The 16,648-nt window shown below is 34.9% G+C and carries 17 protein-coding genes, 2 tRNA genes and 1 rRNA gene; 17 read left to right on the top strand and 3 right to left on the bottom strand.

Annotated features, from left to right (window positions below):
- Positions 1-29 precede the first annotated feature (29 nt).
- The 7 genes from rrf to tsaD all read left to right on the top strand — a co-directional run bounded on the left by rrf (position 30) and on the right by tsaD (position 3,302).
- Positions 30-145: ribosomal RNA gene (gene rrf / locus OEV82_RS14340) — 5S ribosomal RNA — on the top strand.
- A gap of 37 nt (positions 146-182) precedes the next feature.
- Positions 183-256: transfer RNA gene (locus OEV82_RS14335), tRNA-Met, on the top strand.
- Positions 257-261: 5 nt separating this feature from the next.
- Positions 262-338: transfer RNA gene (locus OEV82_RS14330), tRNA-Asp, on the top strand.
- Positions 339-657: 319 nt separating this feature from the next.
- A complete protein-coding gene (gene tsaE, locus OEV82_RS14325) occupies positions 658-1,131 on the top strand; it encodes a tRNA (adenosine(37)-N6)-threonylcarbamoyltransferase complex ATPase subunit type 1 TsaE (protein ID WP_173661939.1) in 474 nt (157 codons plus the stop codon).
- Complete coding sequence (gene tsaB, locus OEV82_RS14320; protein ID WP_173661931.1) at positions 1,112-1,807, top strand: tRNA (adenosine(37)-N6)-threonylcarbamoyltransferase complex dimerization subunit type 1 TsaB; 696 nt, start codon at positions 1,112-1,114, stop codon at positions 1,805-1,807. Before tsaE ends, tsaB begins: the two co-directional genes overlap by 20 nt.
- Positions 1,808-1,819: 12 nt before the next feature.
- A complete protein-coding gene (gene rimI, locus OEV82_RS14315) occupies positions 1,820-2,275 on the top strand; it encodes a ribosomal protein S18-alanine N-acetyltransferase (RefSeq protein WP_173661929.1) in 456 nt (151 codons plus the stop codon).
- On the top strand, positions 2,268-3,302 hold the full coding sequence (tsaD, locus tag OEV82_RS14310) for a tRNA (adenosine(37)-N6)-threonylcarbamoyltransferase complex transferase subunit TsaD (protein ID WP_173661915.1): 1,035 nt from the start codon (positions 2,268-2,270) through the stop codon (positions 3,300-3,302). Before rimI ends, tsaD begins: the two co-directional genes overlap by 8 nt.
- 370 nt (positions 3,303-3,672) lie before the next feature.
- On the opposite strand, the gene OEV82_RS14305 is transcribed toward tsaD, so the two are convergent.
- Positions 3,673-5,616 (bottom strand): ABC-F family ATP-binding cassette domain-containing protein, encoded by a 1,944-nt coding sequence (locus OEV82_RS14305; RefSeq protein WP_263062245.1) that lies wholly within the window; start codon positions 5,614-5,616, stop codon positions 3,673-3,675.
- Between the two features lie 351 nt (positions 5,617-5,967).
- On the opposite strand from OEV82_RS14305, the gene OEV82_RS14300 reads away from it, so the two are divergent.
- Positions 5,968-6,654 (top strand): redox-sensing transcriptional repressor Rex, encoded by a 687-nt coding sequence (locus OEV82_RS14300; protein WP_173659450.1) that lies wholly within the window; start codon positions 5,968-5,970, stop codon positions 6,652-6,654.
- A 70-nt stretch (positions 6,655-6,724) separates the two neighbouring features.
- Positions 6,725-7,480, top strand: coding sequence for a twin-arginine translocase subunit TatC (gene tatC / locus OEV82_RS14295; RefSeq protein ID WP_407672777.1), 756 nt, complete (start codon positions 6,725-6,727; stop codon positions 7,478-7,480).
- Between the two features lie 81 nt (positions 7,481-7,561).
- Here the strand turns inward: tatC and OEV82_RS14290 are convergent, their stop codons facing one another.
- Positions 7,562-7,768: a YdiK family protein gene (locus tag OEV82_RS14290; protein ID WP_173659446.1), complete on the bottom strand. Its 207-nt coding sequence runs from the start codon at positions 7,766-7,768 to the stop codon at positions 7,562-7,564.
- A gap of 17 nt (positions 7,769-7,785) precedes the next feature.
- Positions 7,786-8,448, bottom strand: coding sequence for a CPBP family intramembrane glutamic endopeptidase (locus tag OEV82_RS14285; protein ID WP_173659429.1), 663 nt, complete (start codon positions 8,446-8,448; stop codon positions 7,786-7,788).
- A gap of 361 nt (positions 8,449-8,809) precedes the next feature.
- Between OEV82_RS14285 and groES the strand changes: the two genes are divergently transcribed.
- The 8 genes from groES to OEV82_RS14245 all read left to right on the top strand — a co-directional run.
- Complete coding sequence (gene groES / locus OEV82_RS14280; protein WP_173659427.1) at positions 8,810-9,094, top strand: co-chaperone GroES; 285 nt, start codon at positions 8,810-8,812, stop codon at positions 9,092-9,094.
- Between the two features lie 54 nt (positions 9,095-9,148).
- Complete coding sequence (gene groL, locus OEV82_RS14275) at positions 9,149-10,771, top strand: chaperonin GroEL (RefSeq protein ID WP_173659425.1); 1,623 nt, start codon at positions 9,149-9,151, stop codon at positions 10,769-10,771.
- Between the two features lie 480 nt (positions 10,772-11,251).
- On the top strand, positions 11,252-12,295 hold the full coding sequence (locus OEV82_RS14270) for an NAD(P)/FAD-dependent oxidoreductase (protein WP_263062243.1): 1,044 nt from the start codon (positions 11,252-11,254) through the stop codon (positions 12,293-12,295).
- Positions 12,296-12,352: 57 nt separating this feature from the next.
- Positions 12,353-13,405, top strand: coding sequence for an iron-siderophore ABC transporter substrate-binding protein (locus OEV82_RS14265; protein WP_263062242.1), 1,053 nt, complete (start codon positions 12,353-12,355; stop codon positions 13,403-13,405).
- Positions 13,395-14,429: a FecCD family ABC transporter permease gene (locus OEV82_RS14260; protein ID WP_263062241.1), complete on the top strand. Its 1,035-nt coding sequence runs from the start codon at positions 13,395-13,397 to the stop codon at positions 14,427-14,429. The genes OEV82_RS14265 and OEV82_RS14260 overlap by 11 nt, the downstream gene beginning before the upstream one ends.
- Entirely contained in the window at positions 14,426-15,457 is a 1,032-nt protein-coding gene (locus OEV82_RS14255) for a FecCD family ABC transporter permease (protein WP_263062247.1), read from the top strand. The genes OEV82_RS14260 and OEV82_RS14255 overlap by 4 nt, the downstream gene beginning before the upstream one ends.
- Positions 15,457-16,272, top strand: coding sequence for an ABC transporter ATP-binding protein (locus OEV82_RS14250; protein ID WP_173659416.1), 816 nt, complete (start codon positions 15,457-15,459; stop codon positions 16,270-16,272). Before OEV82_RS14255 ends, OEV82_RS14250 begins: the two co-directional genes overlap by 1 nt.
- 238 nt (positions 16,273-16,510) lie before the next feature.
- Positions 16,511-16,648 (top strand): class II fructose-bisphosphate aldolase (locus OEV82_RS14245; protein WP_263062246.1); only part of this gene is annotated, 138 nt, incomplete at its 3' end.

Genomic DNA, 16,648 nt, shown 5'->3' with positions numbered 1-16,648 from the left:
GAACGAAGTTCTCTTCAATTAAATATCGGTCTGGTGACGATGGCGAGAAGGTCACACCCGTTCCCATCCCGAACACGGAAGTTAAGCTTCTCAGCGCCGATGGTAGTGAAGGGTTCCCCTTTGTGAGAGTAGGACGTTGCCAGGCCAGGTTATTTTTTTGTGTGAGAAACATTATATATTACCGCGGGGTGGAGCAGTCTGGTAGCTCGTCGGGCTCATAACCCGAAGGTCGTAGGTTCAAATCCTACCCCCGCAATCGCTGGTCCGGTAGTTCAGTTGGTTAGAATGCCTGCCTGTCACGCAGGAGGTCGCGGGTTCGAGTCCCGTCCGGACCGCCATAGTCCTAAATTCATACATATACGTATACAACCTTAGGTGATACCTAAGGTTTTTTATTTATTCTTCTTTCATTTACAATTGGCTGTTTTAAACTGTATGAATGTTTAAAGTTGATTTTTGTAGGATTAAAGTAATGATGAAAAGCTTATGAAACTTGAAAAGGCAATTTTTTGAAGAAATGAATTATGATAGACTATAAACAGCTAATGGAAATTTTTATGATTGCAATGGAAATTTGTCATAAACACTGGTGTATACTATTATTAGAGCGATGGCTGAATAGGAATAAGGGAAGAATACAAGTAGGTGGATAAAAATATGAGAAATTATGAGGTTATAGTATATTCTGAAGAAGATACGTTGAATCTAGCAAACCATTTAGCCACTCTTTTAAAACCAAGAGATGTAATAACATTAGAAGGTGATCTTGGTGCTGGAAAAACAACTTTTACGAAAGGGTTAGCGAAAGGATTAGGAATTAAAAGAACGGTTAATAGTCCTACATTTACAATTATAAAAGAGTATACAAATGGACGACTTCCCTTATACCATATGGATGTTTATCGATTGTCCGATTCGATGGAAGATTTAGGATTTGATGAATATTTCCATGGTAGTGGGGTTACGGTTATTGAATGGGCTCACATCATCAAAGATCAGTTACCAGAACATTTATTAGCTATTGAAATTACTTTTTTAAGTGAGCAAAAGAGAAAAATACGTTTCAAACCAATTGGTTATCGTTACGAAGACTTATGTGAGGAGTTTTTTAATGAATATATTAGCAATTGATACTTCAACTAACGTATTAGGTGTCGGCGTTGTTAGTCAAGATAAGGTAATTGGTGAATATATGACAAATGTTAAACGGAATCATTCGACAAGAGTACTACCTGCGATCGATTATTTGTTAAACGATTGTGGTGTTGCCAAAAATGAAATTGAGAAAATTGTGGTTGCCAATGGTCCAGGTTCATATACTGGATTGCGTATCGGTGTTACAATTGGAAAAACGTTAGCATGGACATTGAAAGTTCCGATTGTAGGGGTATCGAGCTTAAAGGTAATGGCTGCGAATGCTCGTTACTTTGAAGGACTTATTTCACCAGTTATGGATGCAAGAAGAGGAAACATTTTTACTGGTTTATATAAATATAAAGATGGTAAGCTTCAACAGGTTGAAGAAGATAAACATCGCTCTGTTAAAGAGTGGGGAGACCATTTGAAGGATTTTAATAAGCCAGTTATGTTCGTTGGCGATGATTCGCTTATTCACAACGAGATTTTTTCTAGCATATTAAATGATAATGCAATATTTGCACCATTAACCTTAAATGTACCGAAACCAGGGGAGCTAGCTCTTTTAGGAAAAGATTTACCAGGGGAAGATGCACATTTATTTAAACCAAACTATTTACGGTTATCAGAGGCAGAAGCAAAGTGGAGAGAAAAAAACCGGAATAATTAGAGAGGTAGACTTATGGCGATTGAACCGTTTTTTAGACAATTAACGATTGACGATATCGATGGAATTTTAGCAATCGAAAACGCATCGTTTACGGTACCATGGACTCGGGAAGCTTTTATAAGAGAACTAACATCAAATCCATATGCGCTGTATATTGGTGCTGAATTTGATGGGAAATTAATTGCTTATGGTGGTATGTGGATTATATTGGATGAATGTCATATAACAAATATCGCTGTTTTACCGGAATTTCGTGGGATGAAGATTGGTGATAAACTTATGTATCAAATGATGCAAGCAATGATATCCAATGGAGCGAAAAAGGCAACATTAGAGGTAAGAGTATCGAATATAATTGCACAAAATATGTACAGGAAATTTGGATTTAAAAATGGTGGTATAAGAAAAGGTTATTATACAGATAACCATGAAGATGCTTTAATAATGTGGGTGAACTTATATGAATGAACAATACATATTAGGAATTGAAACAAGTTGTGATGAAACGGCAGCAGCTGTCATAAAAAATGGAAAAGAAATAGTATCCAATGTAGTTGCTTCTCAAATTGATACGCACAAACGATTTGGTGGTGTTGTACCAGAAATAGCTTCCCGTCATCATGTAGAGCAAATTACAATGGTTATCGAAGAAGCGATGAATAATGCTGGTATAGAGTTTTCCCGATTATCGGGCGTGGCAGTTACAGCAGGACCAGGGTTAGTAGGAGCGTTATTAATTGGCGTGGAGGCTGCAAAATCGATCGCTTTTGCTCATTCTTTACCATTAATCCCTGTCCATCATATTGCAGGGCATATTTATGCTAATCGTCTTGTTACAGAGTTGCAATTTCCGTTGTTGTCACTCGTTGTTTCAGGAGGACATACAGAGTTAATTTATATGAAGGAACATGGTCATTTTGAAGTGATAGGAGAAACAAGGGATGATGCAGCAGGTGAAGCTTATGATAAGGTAGCTCGAGTACTTCATTGTCCATATCCAGGTGGTCCTCATATTGACCGTATGGCAAGTGAAGGTGAGGCTACGATTAATCTACCTCGCGCATGGCTTGAAGAGGGTTCTTATGATTTTAGTTTTAGTGGATTAAAATCGGCTGTAATCAACACGGTCCATAATGCTAAACAACGTGGAGAGACGATAAAGCCTGAAAATTTAGCAGCTAGCTTCCAAGAAAGTGTTGTTGAAGTTTTAGTCGAAAAAACGATTCGTGCAGCAAAAGAATATAATGTGAAACAAATATTATTAGCTGGTGGTGTAGCAGCAAATAACGGCCTTCGTACAGCGCTTAGAAAAGCCGTAGCGGAACTGGAAAATATTGAATTAATCATTCCACCATTAAAGTTATGTACAGATAATGCCGCAATGATTGCAGCAGCAGGAAGTGTTTTTTATGAAAAGGGAATACGAGCAGATCTTACGTTAAATGCTAATCCAGGATTGGATTTAGAGTCTTTTAATTCAAAATTGATTAATTGAAAGAGAGGTTACATATGAGCCTCTCTTTTTTATGTCTTTGTCTTCCTCCATTGATTTTGTTAATATATGAAAATAATAGTGAATTAGTTGTGGATAAAAATATATCGAATACTATAGAAGTTGGATATAAAGGATTAACATCTTGTTAACAAAAAATGTGGATAACCACCAGTTGTATTGTGGATTTTGTGGATATTATTGTAAAAACCTTAATTTTTTAGTCTATATAATGTGGATAAATGTGTGGATTAAGTGTATAAATATTAATATACAATTCTTTCTAGAAAGAAGAAATCGTAATGCATAAGGAGATTATATTGTGTTAAAAAAGGGTTGCCTTAAGTGAATTTACTTAAAGCAACCTAAAATTTTATTCATCCTCTAATTCAGCCCATTCTTCTAATAAATCTTCCATTTCTTTTTTTGCTTGATTAATTTCTTCATTTAAGTTTGCAACTTTTGTATGATCAGTATATATTTCAGGATTAATAAACAATTGTTCTTTTTCATTTATCATTTCTTCTAAAGTTTCAATTCGATTTTGGATTTCTTCTATCCGCCGTTGTCTTTGTCGTGCGCGTTTTTTCAGCTCTTTTTCTAATTCATAACGAGATTTATTATCGAGTTTTTCTACTTCTTTCGGAGACTTATTCACATTTTTCTGATTCTCGTCCTCAGTTAATTTTTTTAATTCGAGCATTTCTTCCTTTTTCTCAACATAGTAATCATAGTCACCTAAATATTCGTTGATGCCATCTTTAGTAAGTTCGAACACTTTTGTTGCTATCCGATTAATGAAATATCGGTCATGCGAGACGAAAAGAATTGTCCCGGGGTAATCCACTAAAGCATTCTCCAATATTTCTTTACTATCTAAATCTAAATGGTTCGTCGGTTCATCCAAAATTAATAAATTAGCATTGAGTAGCATTAGTTTTGCTAAAGAAAGTCGAGCTTTCTCACCACCACTTAATGTGGATACAGGTTTTAAAACATCGTCTCCGGAAAATAAAAAGTTGCCCAATACTGTTCGTATTTCTTTTTCTGTTTTCATTGGATATTCATCCCAGAGTTCATTCAGAACACTTTTATTGGATGTTAAATCGGCTTGCTCTTGATCATAATAAGCGATATTGACGTTTGTCCCGAACTGAATTGATCCATGAATAGCCGTGAGCTTACCAACAAGGGTTTTTAATAAGGTGGATTTTCCGACACCATTTGGCCCAAGAAGAGCAATACTATCTCCTCTTGTTACACGAAAATGAATGTTACTCGATAAGATATTCGAATTATAGCCGATTGATAGATCTGATACATTTAGAACTTCATTCCCACTCTGTCGTTCAATTTGAAAGGAAAAGGAAACCGATTTATCGTCAATGCTAGGTCTGTCCATTATTTCCATTTTTTCCAGCATTTTCCTTCTACTCTGTGCCCGTTTTGTTGTAGAGGCACGGACAATATTGCGTGCAATAAATTCCTTTATCCGAGCTATTTCTTCTTGTTGCTTTTCGTACATTTTCATTTCTCGTTCAAAGTTGGCTGCTTTTTGTTCAAGATATTTACTGTAATTTCCTATATAACGGGTCAGAGTGTTATTGGCACATTCATAGACTTGATTTACGACTTTATCAAGAAAATACCGGTCATGAGAAACAATAAGAATTGCACCGTTAAAGGTTTGTAAATATTGTTCTAACCAGGTTAATGTCTCAATATCAAGATGGTTTGTCGGTTCGTCAAGGATCAAAATGTCAGGTTTTGACAATAACAGTTTCCCGAGTGCCAATCTTGTTTTTTGTCCACCGCTCAATGTAGAGATTTTTGTGTCATAACTATAGTCGGCAAAATTCAAACCATGTAAAACTGATCGGATGTCAGCTTCATATTGATAACCGCCTTTTTCTTTAAATTCATTTTGTAAATAATCATATTCCGATAAGATTTTATTATATTTCATCTCGTTTTGATAAACGTCTTCCTTTGACATTTGTTGTTCTAGATATCTAAGTTGTTTTTCCATATCCTTTAGATCCTGAAAAACATTCATCATCTCTTCCCAGATGGAATTGTCAGTATCTAAACCCGTATATTGGTCTAAAAAGCCAATGGTAACATCTTTGGGTTTAATAATCTCACCTGAATCATAATTTAATTCGCCTGCAATAATTTTTAATAATGTTGATTTACCAGATCCATTCCGCCCAACAAGAGCAATTCGATCTCTTGTTTGTATTTCTAATTTTATATTATGTAAAATAAGATCAGCACCATAATATTTTGTCAGCTGATTGACTTGAAGCAAAATCATAACGTACACCTCAAATAGTTTTATTAGGAAAGGTCGTTAGTATAATTTTCCATATTTCGACTGAATGTTAAACCTTTTTGCTATATAATTATTTTATATGAAGTAAGGAAATAAGGACAGTGAAAGAATAAACAAACTATTATAGAACAACAATTAATAAGACTTTTAAATGAAAATTGTGTATTATAAATTAAAGTATGTAAAAAAGAAGGAAATCTGTATTTTTTATCGAATATAATAGTTATCGAGATATAAAGAAAACGTTATCAAAATATTTGTGTGTTAAATATTATTTAAAACAAATAAACAACTAGTATAAATTGAAATATATCAACATTGGAGGACTGACTTATGGCAACAGAACAATTAAGAATTCCAAAGGCAACAGCAAAAAGATTACCATTATATTACCGTTTTTTGCAAAATCTATATCAATCTGGAAAACTCCGTGTTTCATCGGCTGAATTAAGTGAAGCAGTAAAGGTGGATTCAGCAACGATAAGGAGAGATTTTTCTTATTTTGGTGCGTTAGGAAAAAAAGGTTATGGCTATAATGTCCAGTATTTATTAAATTTCTTTCGAAAAACCCTTGATCAAGATGCACTAACAAAAGTAGCATTAATTGGTGTAGGTAATTTAGGAACAGCGTTATTACGATACAATTTTACGAAAAATAATAATACGAAAATTTGCTACGCGTTTGATACAAATGAAAGTAAAATTGGCACACAGATTAGTGATGTTACTGTTTATAGCCTTGATCAACTGGAAGAAATACTTAATAAAGAAGAAATACAAGTAGTTATTTTAACTGTACCTGCACAAGCTGCACAATCAGTAACCGACCGATTAGTTAAAACTAGAGTTAAAGGGATTTTAAACTTTACGCCAGCAAGATTAAATGTCCCATCTTCAATAAATGTTCATCATATTGATTTAGCGGTCGAATTACAATCGTTCGTGTATTTTATAAAAAATTATTCTAACGAATCTGAAGACACAGAAGAAGTTGAGGAAAATGAAAAAACGCGAATTTAAAATACATATATAATTATAATTGGCTGGAAGTTCGTATTATAAATAAAGAACATCGGTTAGGATGGACACTATGGGTAATAAAATGACCATACAAGATCATATTGCTGAGCTTAGAAGGCGTCTAATCGCGACTATTTGCTTTTTCATACTCGCCTTCGTCGGTGGTTTTTTCTTGACTGAACCACTGATTATCTATTTACAACAAACAAATACAGCGACTCGATTAGAACTTAATACGTTCAGATTGACTGATCCATTAAAAGTCTATTTTCAGATTACTTTTCTTATTGCCTGTGTATTTACAGCTCCATTTATCTTGTATCAACTTTGGGCGTTTATTTCACCGGGATTGTATAAGAAAGAACGAAAAATTACATTAACGTACATACCAATTTCTATTCTATTGTTTTTAGGCGGTATTTCGTTTTCTTACTTTATATTGTTTCCATTTTTAGTAGACTTTATGTTTCATCTTAATGCTCAAATGGAATTAAATGCAGTTATCGGAATTAATGAGTATTTTGAGTTTTTGTTTCAAATTACCATTCCTTTTGGTCTTTTATTTCAATTGCCTGTTATCATTTTGTTTTTAACTCGACTTGGCATTATTACACCTTCTTTCTTATCAAAAGTTCGTAAATACGCCTACTTTATATTACTAATTTTAGCTGCACTTATTACGCCGCCAGATATCATGTCTCATATAATGGTTACTATTCCTTTGTTTGTTTTATATGAAATTAGTATTTTGATTTCCAAAATGGCTTATCGCAAAATTGAAAAAGTGGAACAAATAAGATCTGCAAGACATATTCATAAAATTTAGGTTGCCCGTTTTGTTTACTTCATTAAGGTTAATTTCTAGAAGTAAACTGAATAAGAGGACAACCTTTTCTATTAAATATTTTTATTTTTTTCTTATGTTACGTTTGTTCCGTTGTGAGTTCCAATATGAATAGAATATTTTTATACTCGAACCGATGTCCAACGTTGCGAAAAAGACTAATAAATACGCAAAAAATCCCCATCCATATAGGGAAACATGCCGAATAGCGAAAAAGGTAAAAAGAATACCAAATATTAAATAAATAATGGCCTGGGTTAATAAATTCATAACAATCCTCCGCTTTTTTAAATCAATGATAAAACAATTACACTTGTATTCATTAATATATGTGAAAAAATTGGAACGACGATACGCTTGGTTTTATAGTAAAGATAAGAAAATACCAATCCAACTGCTAAGTAAAGTAATATGTGTTCAAATTCTAAATGAGCCAATGAAAATATAAGCGAACTGATAAAAGCTGAAATGTAAACGTTGTACTTATGAATTAATATGGCAAAAACAATCTTTCGAAAAACGATTTCTTCCAATATCGGTCCTATAAATGCAGTGACAAAAAATAATATCGGTGCTTTTTCTATTAGTGATAGAATAGTCTCCGTATTATCAGAACCAGCTTCTATACCGAAGAGCAACTCAATTCGAATGGCTATACTTTGTGCAACAAGTGCAAGAAATACTCCCACAATTGACCAAAGGAACATTTTTATCCAAGAAATGCCTTTGATACGATCGTGCTGCAATTCGTCCCTTAAAGCGTAGAGAGAAATAAGTAGAGTAGTAAAAAAACTAAATGAGTACCAAATTGAAAGGGCTGCTAATTGTAAACTGGATGAATCTTGTTGTTTGAACAATTGAAGAATATTATAGATGAAAATTGTTCCGGGTTGAAGTAAAAGTAACATCATTATATAACTGACTAAAATTATTTTATATGATTGTTTCAACATATTCACCTACACGCAAATTTGTTATTCCTGAATTGATTTGTAGAAGTTTAAATAATACAAAATTTACCGTACACTTATATTATAAAAAAATCAAATAAAAAATAGTATGAAAGTCGATAGAATTTCCTACTAATTCAATAGACTTTAGACTATTTCATCCATATATGGATCATATATGGCCAGATGGGTAAATTTTGATTTACTAAATATTTGGAAAAAAGATCAAAAAAATGTAAAATTATTGACAGTTGATACTTGCAAAAATGGAAATTAATGATTATTATATTAATTGGGTTTAGCACTCAGTGATGTCGAGTGCTAACAAATCATCGATTATTTGTTGAGGAGGTTGTTTATTGTGTTAAAACCACTTGGAGATCGCGTAGTAATTGAACTAGTTGAAGCAGAAGAAAAAACAGCTAGCGGTATTGTATTACCAGATACTGCCAAAGAAAAACCACAAGAAGGCAAAGTTGTAGCTGTTGGAACAGGTCGAGTACTCGACAACGGTGAACGCGTAAGCCTTGAGGTTAGCGTTGGCGATCGTATCATCTTCTCAAAATATGCAGGTACAGAAGTTAAATATGAAGGAACTGAATATTTAATCTTACGTGAAAGTGATATCTTAGCGATTGTAGAATAAGATTTTTCAAATAAATGTTTTTACAATAAATTACAACGATAGGAGGCATTCATAATGGCTAAAGAAATTAAATTTAGTGAAGACGCTCGTCGATTAATGGCTAATGGTGTAGACAAATTAGCAAACGCAGTTAAAGTGACATTAGGACCTAAAGGACGTAACGTTGTTCTTGAAAAGAAATTCGGTTCACCTCTAATTACAAATGATGGTGTAACGATTGCAAAAGAAATTGAATTAGAAGATCCATATGAAAATATGGGGGCAAAACTAGTAGCAGAAGTAGCAAGCAAAACAAATGATGTTGCTGGTGACGGTACAACTACAGCTACTGTTCTTGCTCAAGCAATGATTCGTGAAGGATTGAAAAACGTAACAGCTGGTGCAAATCCAATGGGCATTCGTAAAGGGATTGAACAAGCAGTTGCAACAGCAGTTGAAGAATTAAGAGCAATTTCTAAACCAATTGAAGGAAAAGAATCTATTGCTCAAGTTGCAGCAATTTCTTCTGCTGATGAAGAAGTAGGTCAATTAATTGCTGAAGCAATGGAAAAAGTCGGCAAAGACGGTGTTGTTACGATTGAAGAATCAAAAGGTTTCAAAACGGAATTAGACGTTGTAGAAGGTATGGAATTTGATCGCGGATACTTATCTGCATATATGGTAACTGACCAAGATAAAATGGAAGCAGTTCTTGAAGATCCATACATCTTAATTACGGATAAAAAGATTACAAATATCCAAGAAATTCTTCCATTATTAGAACAAGTTGTACAACAAGGTAAACCATTATTAATCATTGCAGAAGATGTTGAAGGTGAAGCTCTTGCAACATTAGTATTAAACAAACTTCGTGGAACATTCAATGTTGCAGCAGTTAAAGCACCTGGATTTGGTGACCGTCGTAAAGCAATGTTAGAAGATATCGCTATTTTAACAGGTGGTCAAGTAATTACTGAAGACTTAGGTTTAGATCTTAAAACTGCTAGCATTGAACAATTAGGACGTGCTTCAAAAGTAGTTGTAACAAAAGAAAGCACAACAATTGTTGAAGGTGCCGGCGAAACTGAAAAGATCCAAGGCCGTATCAACCAAATTAAAGTTCAATTAGAAGAAACTACTTCTGAATTTGATAAAGAAAAACTACAAGAACGTTTAGCTAAACTTGCTGGCGGTGTTGCAGTCATTAAAGTAGGTGCAGCAACTGAAACTGAATTAAAAGAACGTAAACTTCGTATTGAAGATGCTCTAAACGCTACTCGTGCTGCAGTTGAAGAAGGTATTGTAGCCGGTGGTGGTACAGCATTTATGAACGTATACAACAAAGTAGCTGCTCTTGAAGCAGAAGGTGATGTGAAGACTGGTATCAATATTGTACTTCGTGCATTAGAAGAGCCAGTACGTCAAATCGCTGAAAATGCTGGTCTTGAAGGTTCTGTTGTGGTAGAACGCTTGAAAAATGAAGAAATTGGCGTTGGCTTCAACGCAGCAACAAATAAATGGGTTAACATGGTTGAAAATGGTGTCGTAGACCCTACTAAAGTATCTCGTTCCGCATTACAAAATGCTGCAAGTGTAGCTGCAATGTTCTTAACAACTGAAGCGGTTGTTGCGGACATTCCTGAGCCTGAAAAAGGCGGAGCAGCTCCTGACATGGGCGGAATGGGCGGAATGATGTAATAACACCCATTTAAAAGGTGAAATTATTACGTCGATGCCGTATCCCTACTAGGGTTCATTAGGATAAAACCAAGTCGAGTGATGTAAAGGATAGTCGTTCATCAGTTTAAAAAACTTGATGAACGACTTTTTTTGTTTGAATATGCGAATTTATTACTTATAGTACAATAACCTGTATCTATATTTTTGATCATTTGTCTATTTTGAAGAACTTTATAAGGTTGATATAGGATGAAATAGAAAATCATGATTGACACTGAGAATCATTATCATTATACTGATATTTGAAAATAATTCTCATTTATTAATTGATATTGTATTACGATTTCATTTTCGAAATCTCTCAGTATTAAAATATATTGTTATAGATATTTGATTAAAACGAATCACAAATTATGATAAAAATAAGAATTGTCTTTTCAGCAAAATGAAAACGTAAAACATTTTGTTCTTATCATGGTATTTATTGAGGAGGCTCAAATGGAGTTATTTGATGTTACGATCATTGGTGGTGGCCCCGCAGGTTTGTATAGTGCTTTTTATAGTGGTATGAGAAATATGAAAACGAAAATTATTGAAGTACAACCTATTTTAGGCGGTAAAGTAAATATATATCCCGAAAAGATTTTATGGGATGTTGGCGGACTTCCGCCTATACAAGCACAGCATTTTGTTCAAAATTTAATCAATCAAGCGAAAACCTTTTCACCAACCATTTGTTTAAATACTAAAGTTGAACAAATAACAAAACAAGGTGAAATTTTTGTCATATCAACGGATTCGGGAGAAATCCATTATTCTAAAACGATCATTGTTGCAGTTGGTGGAGGTATATTAAATCCGATTAAGCTTGAAGTTGAAGGTGCGGACAAATATGCTATGTCAAACCTCCATTATACAATTTTAGGTTTAAAGCGTTTTCAAAATAAAAGAGTTCTAGTATCAGGTGGAGGTAATGGAGCGATAGATTGGGCGGTAGAACTTTTACCTGTAGCTAAAGAAGTAACTGTCATCTATCGCGGGGAACAATTAAGTGCTCATGAATCTCAAGTTGAAAAACTAAAGCAACATGATGTTAACATCATGCTTAATGCTGAGATCCAATCCTTATTATCGAATAGGAATCAAACAAGGATTGCACAAGTTGTCATTTCGCAAAATGGTAATTCTCTACTTTTACCAGTTGACGATGTTCTTGTATGTCATGGCTATCAGCGTGAAATGTCACTATCATTTGCTGATGAAATAAAGCCAAATGTTAAGGATGATTACTATTTAGTAAGTCATGGTCAATGTAGAACTTCAGTTCCAGGAGTTTTTGCTGCTGGTGATATTATTTACTATGAAGACAAAGTTAATTTACTGGCAGGAGCTTTTCAAGATGCTGTACTTGCTGTGAATAGCGCTAAATTATATATCGATCCAAAAGCAGAAAAATATGCTATGGTTTCTTCGCATAATGAAAAATTCTTAGAGAAAAATAAAGATTTAGTACAGAAATGTGATCTACAATGTTTAACATAATTCTATACTGGATTTTCTTAAAAAAATATAGTTAAAGATGAGGTAGGTAGGAAGAAAATGAAAAATACAATGTCTATTCTAAGAATAATAGCGTTTGCAATTTTAATAACTTTTGCGCTAGTCGGCTGCTCTAGCCAATCTTCCAATAACGAAAAAGAGGAGAAAGGGTCAGCATCCTCAACGGATTCACAATATCCAATATCAATTAAACATGCTTTTGGTGAAACTGTTATTGAAAGTAAACCGGAACGTGTTGTAACGATTTCATGGGGAAATCAGGATATTCCATTATCCCTTGGTGTCATACCAGTAGGTTTTTCTGCTGCAAATTACGGAGTTCAAGATGATAGTGGGATGTTGCCATGGACAGCAGAGAAATTGGAAGAACTAGGTGAAGAAAATCCAAATATATTTCAAGATACCGATGGTTTAGATTATGAGGCCATTTCAGATGCGAATCCAGATGTCATTCTTGCTGCTTACTCAGGGATTACCCAAGAAGAATACGAGCTATTAAGTGAAATTGCACCAGTTGTTGCTTACCAAACAAGTCCTTGGGTGACTTCATGGCGTGAACAAGTATTATATAATTCCATGGGCATGGGGATGAAAAAAGAAGGAGAAAAACTCATTGCTGACACAGAAAAATTAATTGCAGAAAAAGTTGAAGAGCATCCAGAATTTATGGGGAAAAAGGCAGCATTCGTAAGTATAAGCCCTGCTGATTTATCTAAGTTTTATATCTACTCACCAGATGATCCGCGTGGTGAATTTCTTACTGAGTTAGGGATGGAATATCCTGAAAATATTTCTAATCAAATAGATGAAGGTAGTTTTTATTTAGAAGTTAGTGCTGAAAATGCAGATATACTGAATGATGCTGAAATATTGGTTTCTTATGGTGATGAGAATACGCTTAAGGCTCTCCAGGATGATCCAATTCTTGGAAAAATACCAGCGATTGAAAGAGGCTCTGTCGTTATAATTGGAGACAATACGCCACTTGCTGCAGCAGGAACACCAACTCCGCTTTCAATTGAATATACAATAGACGAGTATGTTACTTTACTCTCAGAAGCGGTAAGTAAGTTGGAAGAAAATGAAAAATAAACCTTTACTTACTAATAAGCGCTTCCATCTGCCGAAAAATTTTAGTAAAGTATTGATTCTTTCAATCATTTTATTTGTTATAAGTATATTGGCGTCGCTCTCGTTCGGGGCTCGAATTATTGGATGGAATGAACTTTTGGATGGTTTATTCAATAGTGATATACAAACCCATGAAGCAAATGTCGTTCGGCAAAGAATGGCAAGAACTGTTTTTAGTGTTATGTGTGGTGCTGCACTTGGTGTTTCAGGTGCTCTAATGCAATCTGTAACTCGCAATCCGATTGCTGATCCAAGCATTTTAGGAGTAAACACTGGAGCGGCCTTATTCGTTGTTTGTGGGATTACTTTCCTAAATATTAGTACCGCTAGCCAGTACATTTGGCTCGCATTATTAGGAGCGATTATTACTGCAATTTTTGTATTTGGAATCGGTTCAATAGGGAGTGGTGGAGCTACTCCCCTTAAGCTCGTATTAGCTGGTGCTGCTACGAGTTCTGCTTTATCTTCTCTTGTCATGGCTATTATGATTCCTCGTTCAAATGTAATGGATCAATTTAGATTTTGGCAGGTTGGAAGTGTAGGGGCCGGAAATTGGGAAGTGATCTCTATATTTATTCCATTTCTAATTGTAGGATTTCTAATTGCCATATTGACGGCTCCAGCACTGAATGCATTAGCATTAGGAGATGAAGCCGCTGCTGGTTTAGGCGTAAGAGTTGGGACAATTAGACTGATTGCTGCGTTTGGTGGTGTTTTGTTGTGTGGAGCAACAACAGCGCTTGCTGGTCCTATTGGTTTTATCGGGTTACTTGCTGCCCATATAATACGACTTTTAATTGGACCTGATTTGCGATTTGTAATACCAATGTCTGCTCTTTCTGGAGCAATCATATTAACGATATCAGATATATGTGGTAGGCTCCTTGGCACACCTGGTGAACTTGAAGTAGGTGTAGTAACAGCATTTATCGGTGCACCTATATTAATCTTAATAACTATGAAAGCGAAAGTGCGTGCGTTATAATGAATGAATCAGTAAATTTAATCAGGGTAGGTAGAATAAAAAGACAGCGTCGATATATTATTGTGACATCCATCCTTGCCATCATTGCATTTGTGCTTTGTTGTGCTATGCTTATGCTTGGAAACACGATTTACCCTGTTGATGACGTGTTGCGAGTCCTTTTGGGTGAGGAAGTAAAAGGCGCATCGTTTGCGATTGGTACCATTCGTCTTCCAAGAATGCTTGCAGGTGTCTTTGCAGGTTTTGCGTTTGGAGTCGGTGGTTATGTATTCCAAACTATGTTGAGAAATCCGTTAGCTAATCCAAATGTAATTGGTATAACGGCTGGTTCAAGTGCAGCTGCTGTATTTAGTATTATTGTTCTTCATGCCAGCTATGCTGTTGTCTCTATTGCTTCAGTCATTGGTGGACTTGCTACAGTGATCGTTATTTTTCTTTTATCAAGAGGAACTTCCTTTTCTATAGGCAGATTAATATTAATAGGGATCGGAATTCAAGCTATGCTGAATGCGGTCATTTCTTATTTATTACTCATTGGACAGCAACATGATATTCCAACTGCCATGCGATGGTTAAGTGGAAGTCTTAATGGCTCTAAAATGGAAACACTTTATCCTCTAATCGTTGTGGTTCTTATTTTTGCACCTATCATCATTGCCTCTGGGAAACGCTTGGAATTATTAGATCTTGGTGAGCAAACAGCCACCTCATTAGGAGTTCATACAGATAAGACTAGAATTGTACTACTTATGAGTTCTGTTATCATTCTTGCTTTAGCAACAGCTACAACTGGACCTATCGCTTTTGTTGCATTTTTATCTGGTCCAATTGCAAATCGACTTGTTGGGATTGGTTTTTCAAACATTATCCCATCAGGTCTAGTTGGTATCATTTTAGTTTTAGCATCGGATCTCGTTGGTCAATTTGCATTTGTTGCTAGATATCCAGTTGGAGTTATTACAGGTATTCTGGGTGCACCATACTTAATATATTTGTTATACCGAATGAACCGAAAGGGGAATTTATAATGAAAGTGGCACACACATTTCAAGCTGAGGGAATTACTGCTGGTTATGAGAATAGAACAATACTACATGATGTGAGTATAAATATCCCTAGTAATAAAATAAGTGTATTAATCGGAGCCAACGGTTGTGGAAAGTCTACCTTACTTAAAACGATGGGGAGATTAATTAAACCTTTTTCTGGCCAAATTACATTAGATGGAAAACCGATTGATAAAATACCCCCGAAACAATTTGCTCAAGTGTTAGGGTTTTTGCCACAATCCCCTATTGTCCCTGAGGGAATTACGGTAACAGACTTAGTAGGTCGAGGAAGATACCCGCACCAAAAGTTTTTAAAAGGATGGACTAAAAAAGATTATGAAGCTGTTGCTGAGGCAATGGAAATAATGAATATTACGGAATATGCCGATCGACATATCGATGAACTTTCGGGTGGTCAAAGGCAACGTGTATGGATTGCAATGGCACTGGCTCAACAAACAGACATTCTGTTTCTTGATGAGCCGACAACATATCTGGACATTACTTATCAAGTTGAAATCTTAGATTTGTTAACTGATTTAAATAGGAAGTATGGCACTACGATTGTCATGGTTCTGCATGATATTAACTTATCTGCACGTTATGCAGACCATATATTTGCCCTTCATAACGGACAAATTATGGCAGAAGGCGAGCCTTCAAAGGTAATTTCAAGTAACTTAATTAAAGACATCTTTGGTCTTCACTGCACTGTCATAAGGGATCCTGTTTCAGATTCTCCTTTTGTTGTACCAATCGGACGACATCATAATCATGTTAGAATGTACTCATAAATAAAATAAAAAGTGGAAAAATAGCTTTAATATTAATCTACTGTCATATACACCTTCCGTAGATGAATGAAACAATCTCATCTTACGGGAGGTTAAATTATTTAATCTACAAAGAGAAATTCATATAATCGACAAATTAACATTGTCAAAAGAGCTTTTTATGTGATACCTTGTTTTTTAGAAGCAGATTATAAACTTAATCTTGCTATACATACTAGCATATTTAGGAGGAATCATCATGGCGTTAGTTTCGATGAAAGAGATGTTAAACAAAGCATATGAAGAACGTTATGCTGTAGGCCAATTTAACATCAACAACTTAGAGTGGACACAAGCGATTCTTGCAGCTGCAGAGGAAGAAAAATCACCAGTTATT

The organism is Pallidibacillus thermolactis (assembly GCF_025660415.1).
Lineage (GTDB): Bacteria > Bacillota > Bacilli > Bacillales > Caldibacillaceae > Pallidibacillus > Pallidibacillus thermolactis.
This window is presented reverse-complemented; position numbering and strand designations above follow the sequence as displayed.

Coding starts and splice junctions, on each gene's coding strand:
- tsaE (WP_173661939.1), top strand. CDS start 658: ATGAGAAATTATGAGGTTATAGTATATTCTGAAGAAGATACGTTGAAT.
- tsaB (WP_173661931.1), top strand. CDS start 1,112: ATGAATATATTAGCAATTGATACTTCAACTAACGTATTAGGTGTCGGC.
- rimI (WP_173661929.1), top strand. CDS start 1,820: ATGGCGATTGAACCGTTTTTTAGACAATTAACGATTGACGATATCGAT.
- tsaD (WP_173661915.1), top strand. CDS start 2,268: ATGAATGAACAATACATATTAGGAATTGAAACAAGTTGTGATGAAACG.
- OEV82_RS14305 (WP_263062245.1), bottom strand. CDS start 5,616: ATGATTTTGCTTCAAGTCAATCAGCTGACAAAATATTATGGTGCTGAT.
- OEV82_RS14300 (WP_173659450.1), top strand. CDS start 5,968: ATGGCAACAGAACAATTAAGAATTCCAAAGGCAACAGCAAAAAGATTA.
- tatC (WP_407672777.1), top strand. CDS start 6,725: ATGGGTAATAAAATGACCATACAAGATCATATTGCTGAGCTTAGAAGG.
- OEV82_RS14290 (WP_173659446.1), bottom strand. CDS start 7,768: ATGAATTTATTAACCCAGGCCATTATTTATTTAATATTTGGTATTCTT.
- groL (WP_173659425.1), top strand. CDS start 9,149: ATGGCTAAAGAAATTAAATTTAGTGAAGACGCTCGTCGATTAATGGCT.
- OEV82_RS14270 (WP_263062243.1), top strand. CDS start 11,252: ATGGAGTTATTTGATGTTACGATCATTGGTGGTGGCCCCGCAGGTTTG.
- OEV82_RS14265 (WP_263062242.1), top strand. CDS start 12,353: ATGAAAAATACAATGTCTATTCTAAGAATAATAGCGTTTGCAATTTTA.
- OEV82_RS14260 (WP_263062241.1), top strand. CDS start 13,395: ATGAAAAATAAACCTTTACTTACTAATAAGCGCTTCCATCTGCCGAAA.
- OEV82_RS14250 (WP_173659416.1), top strand. CDS start 15,457: ATGAAAGTGGCACACACATTTCAAGCTGAGGGAATTACTGCTGGTTAT.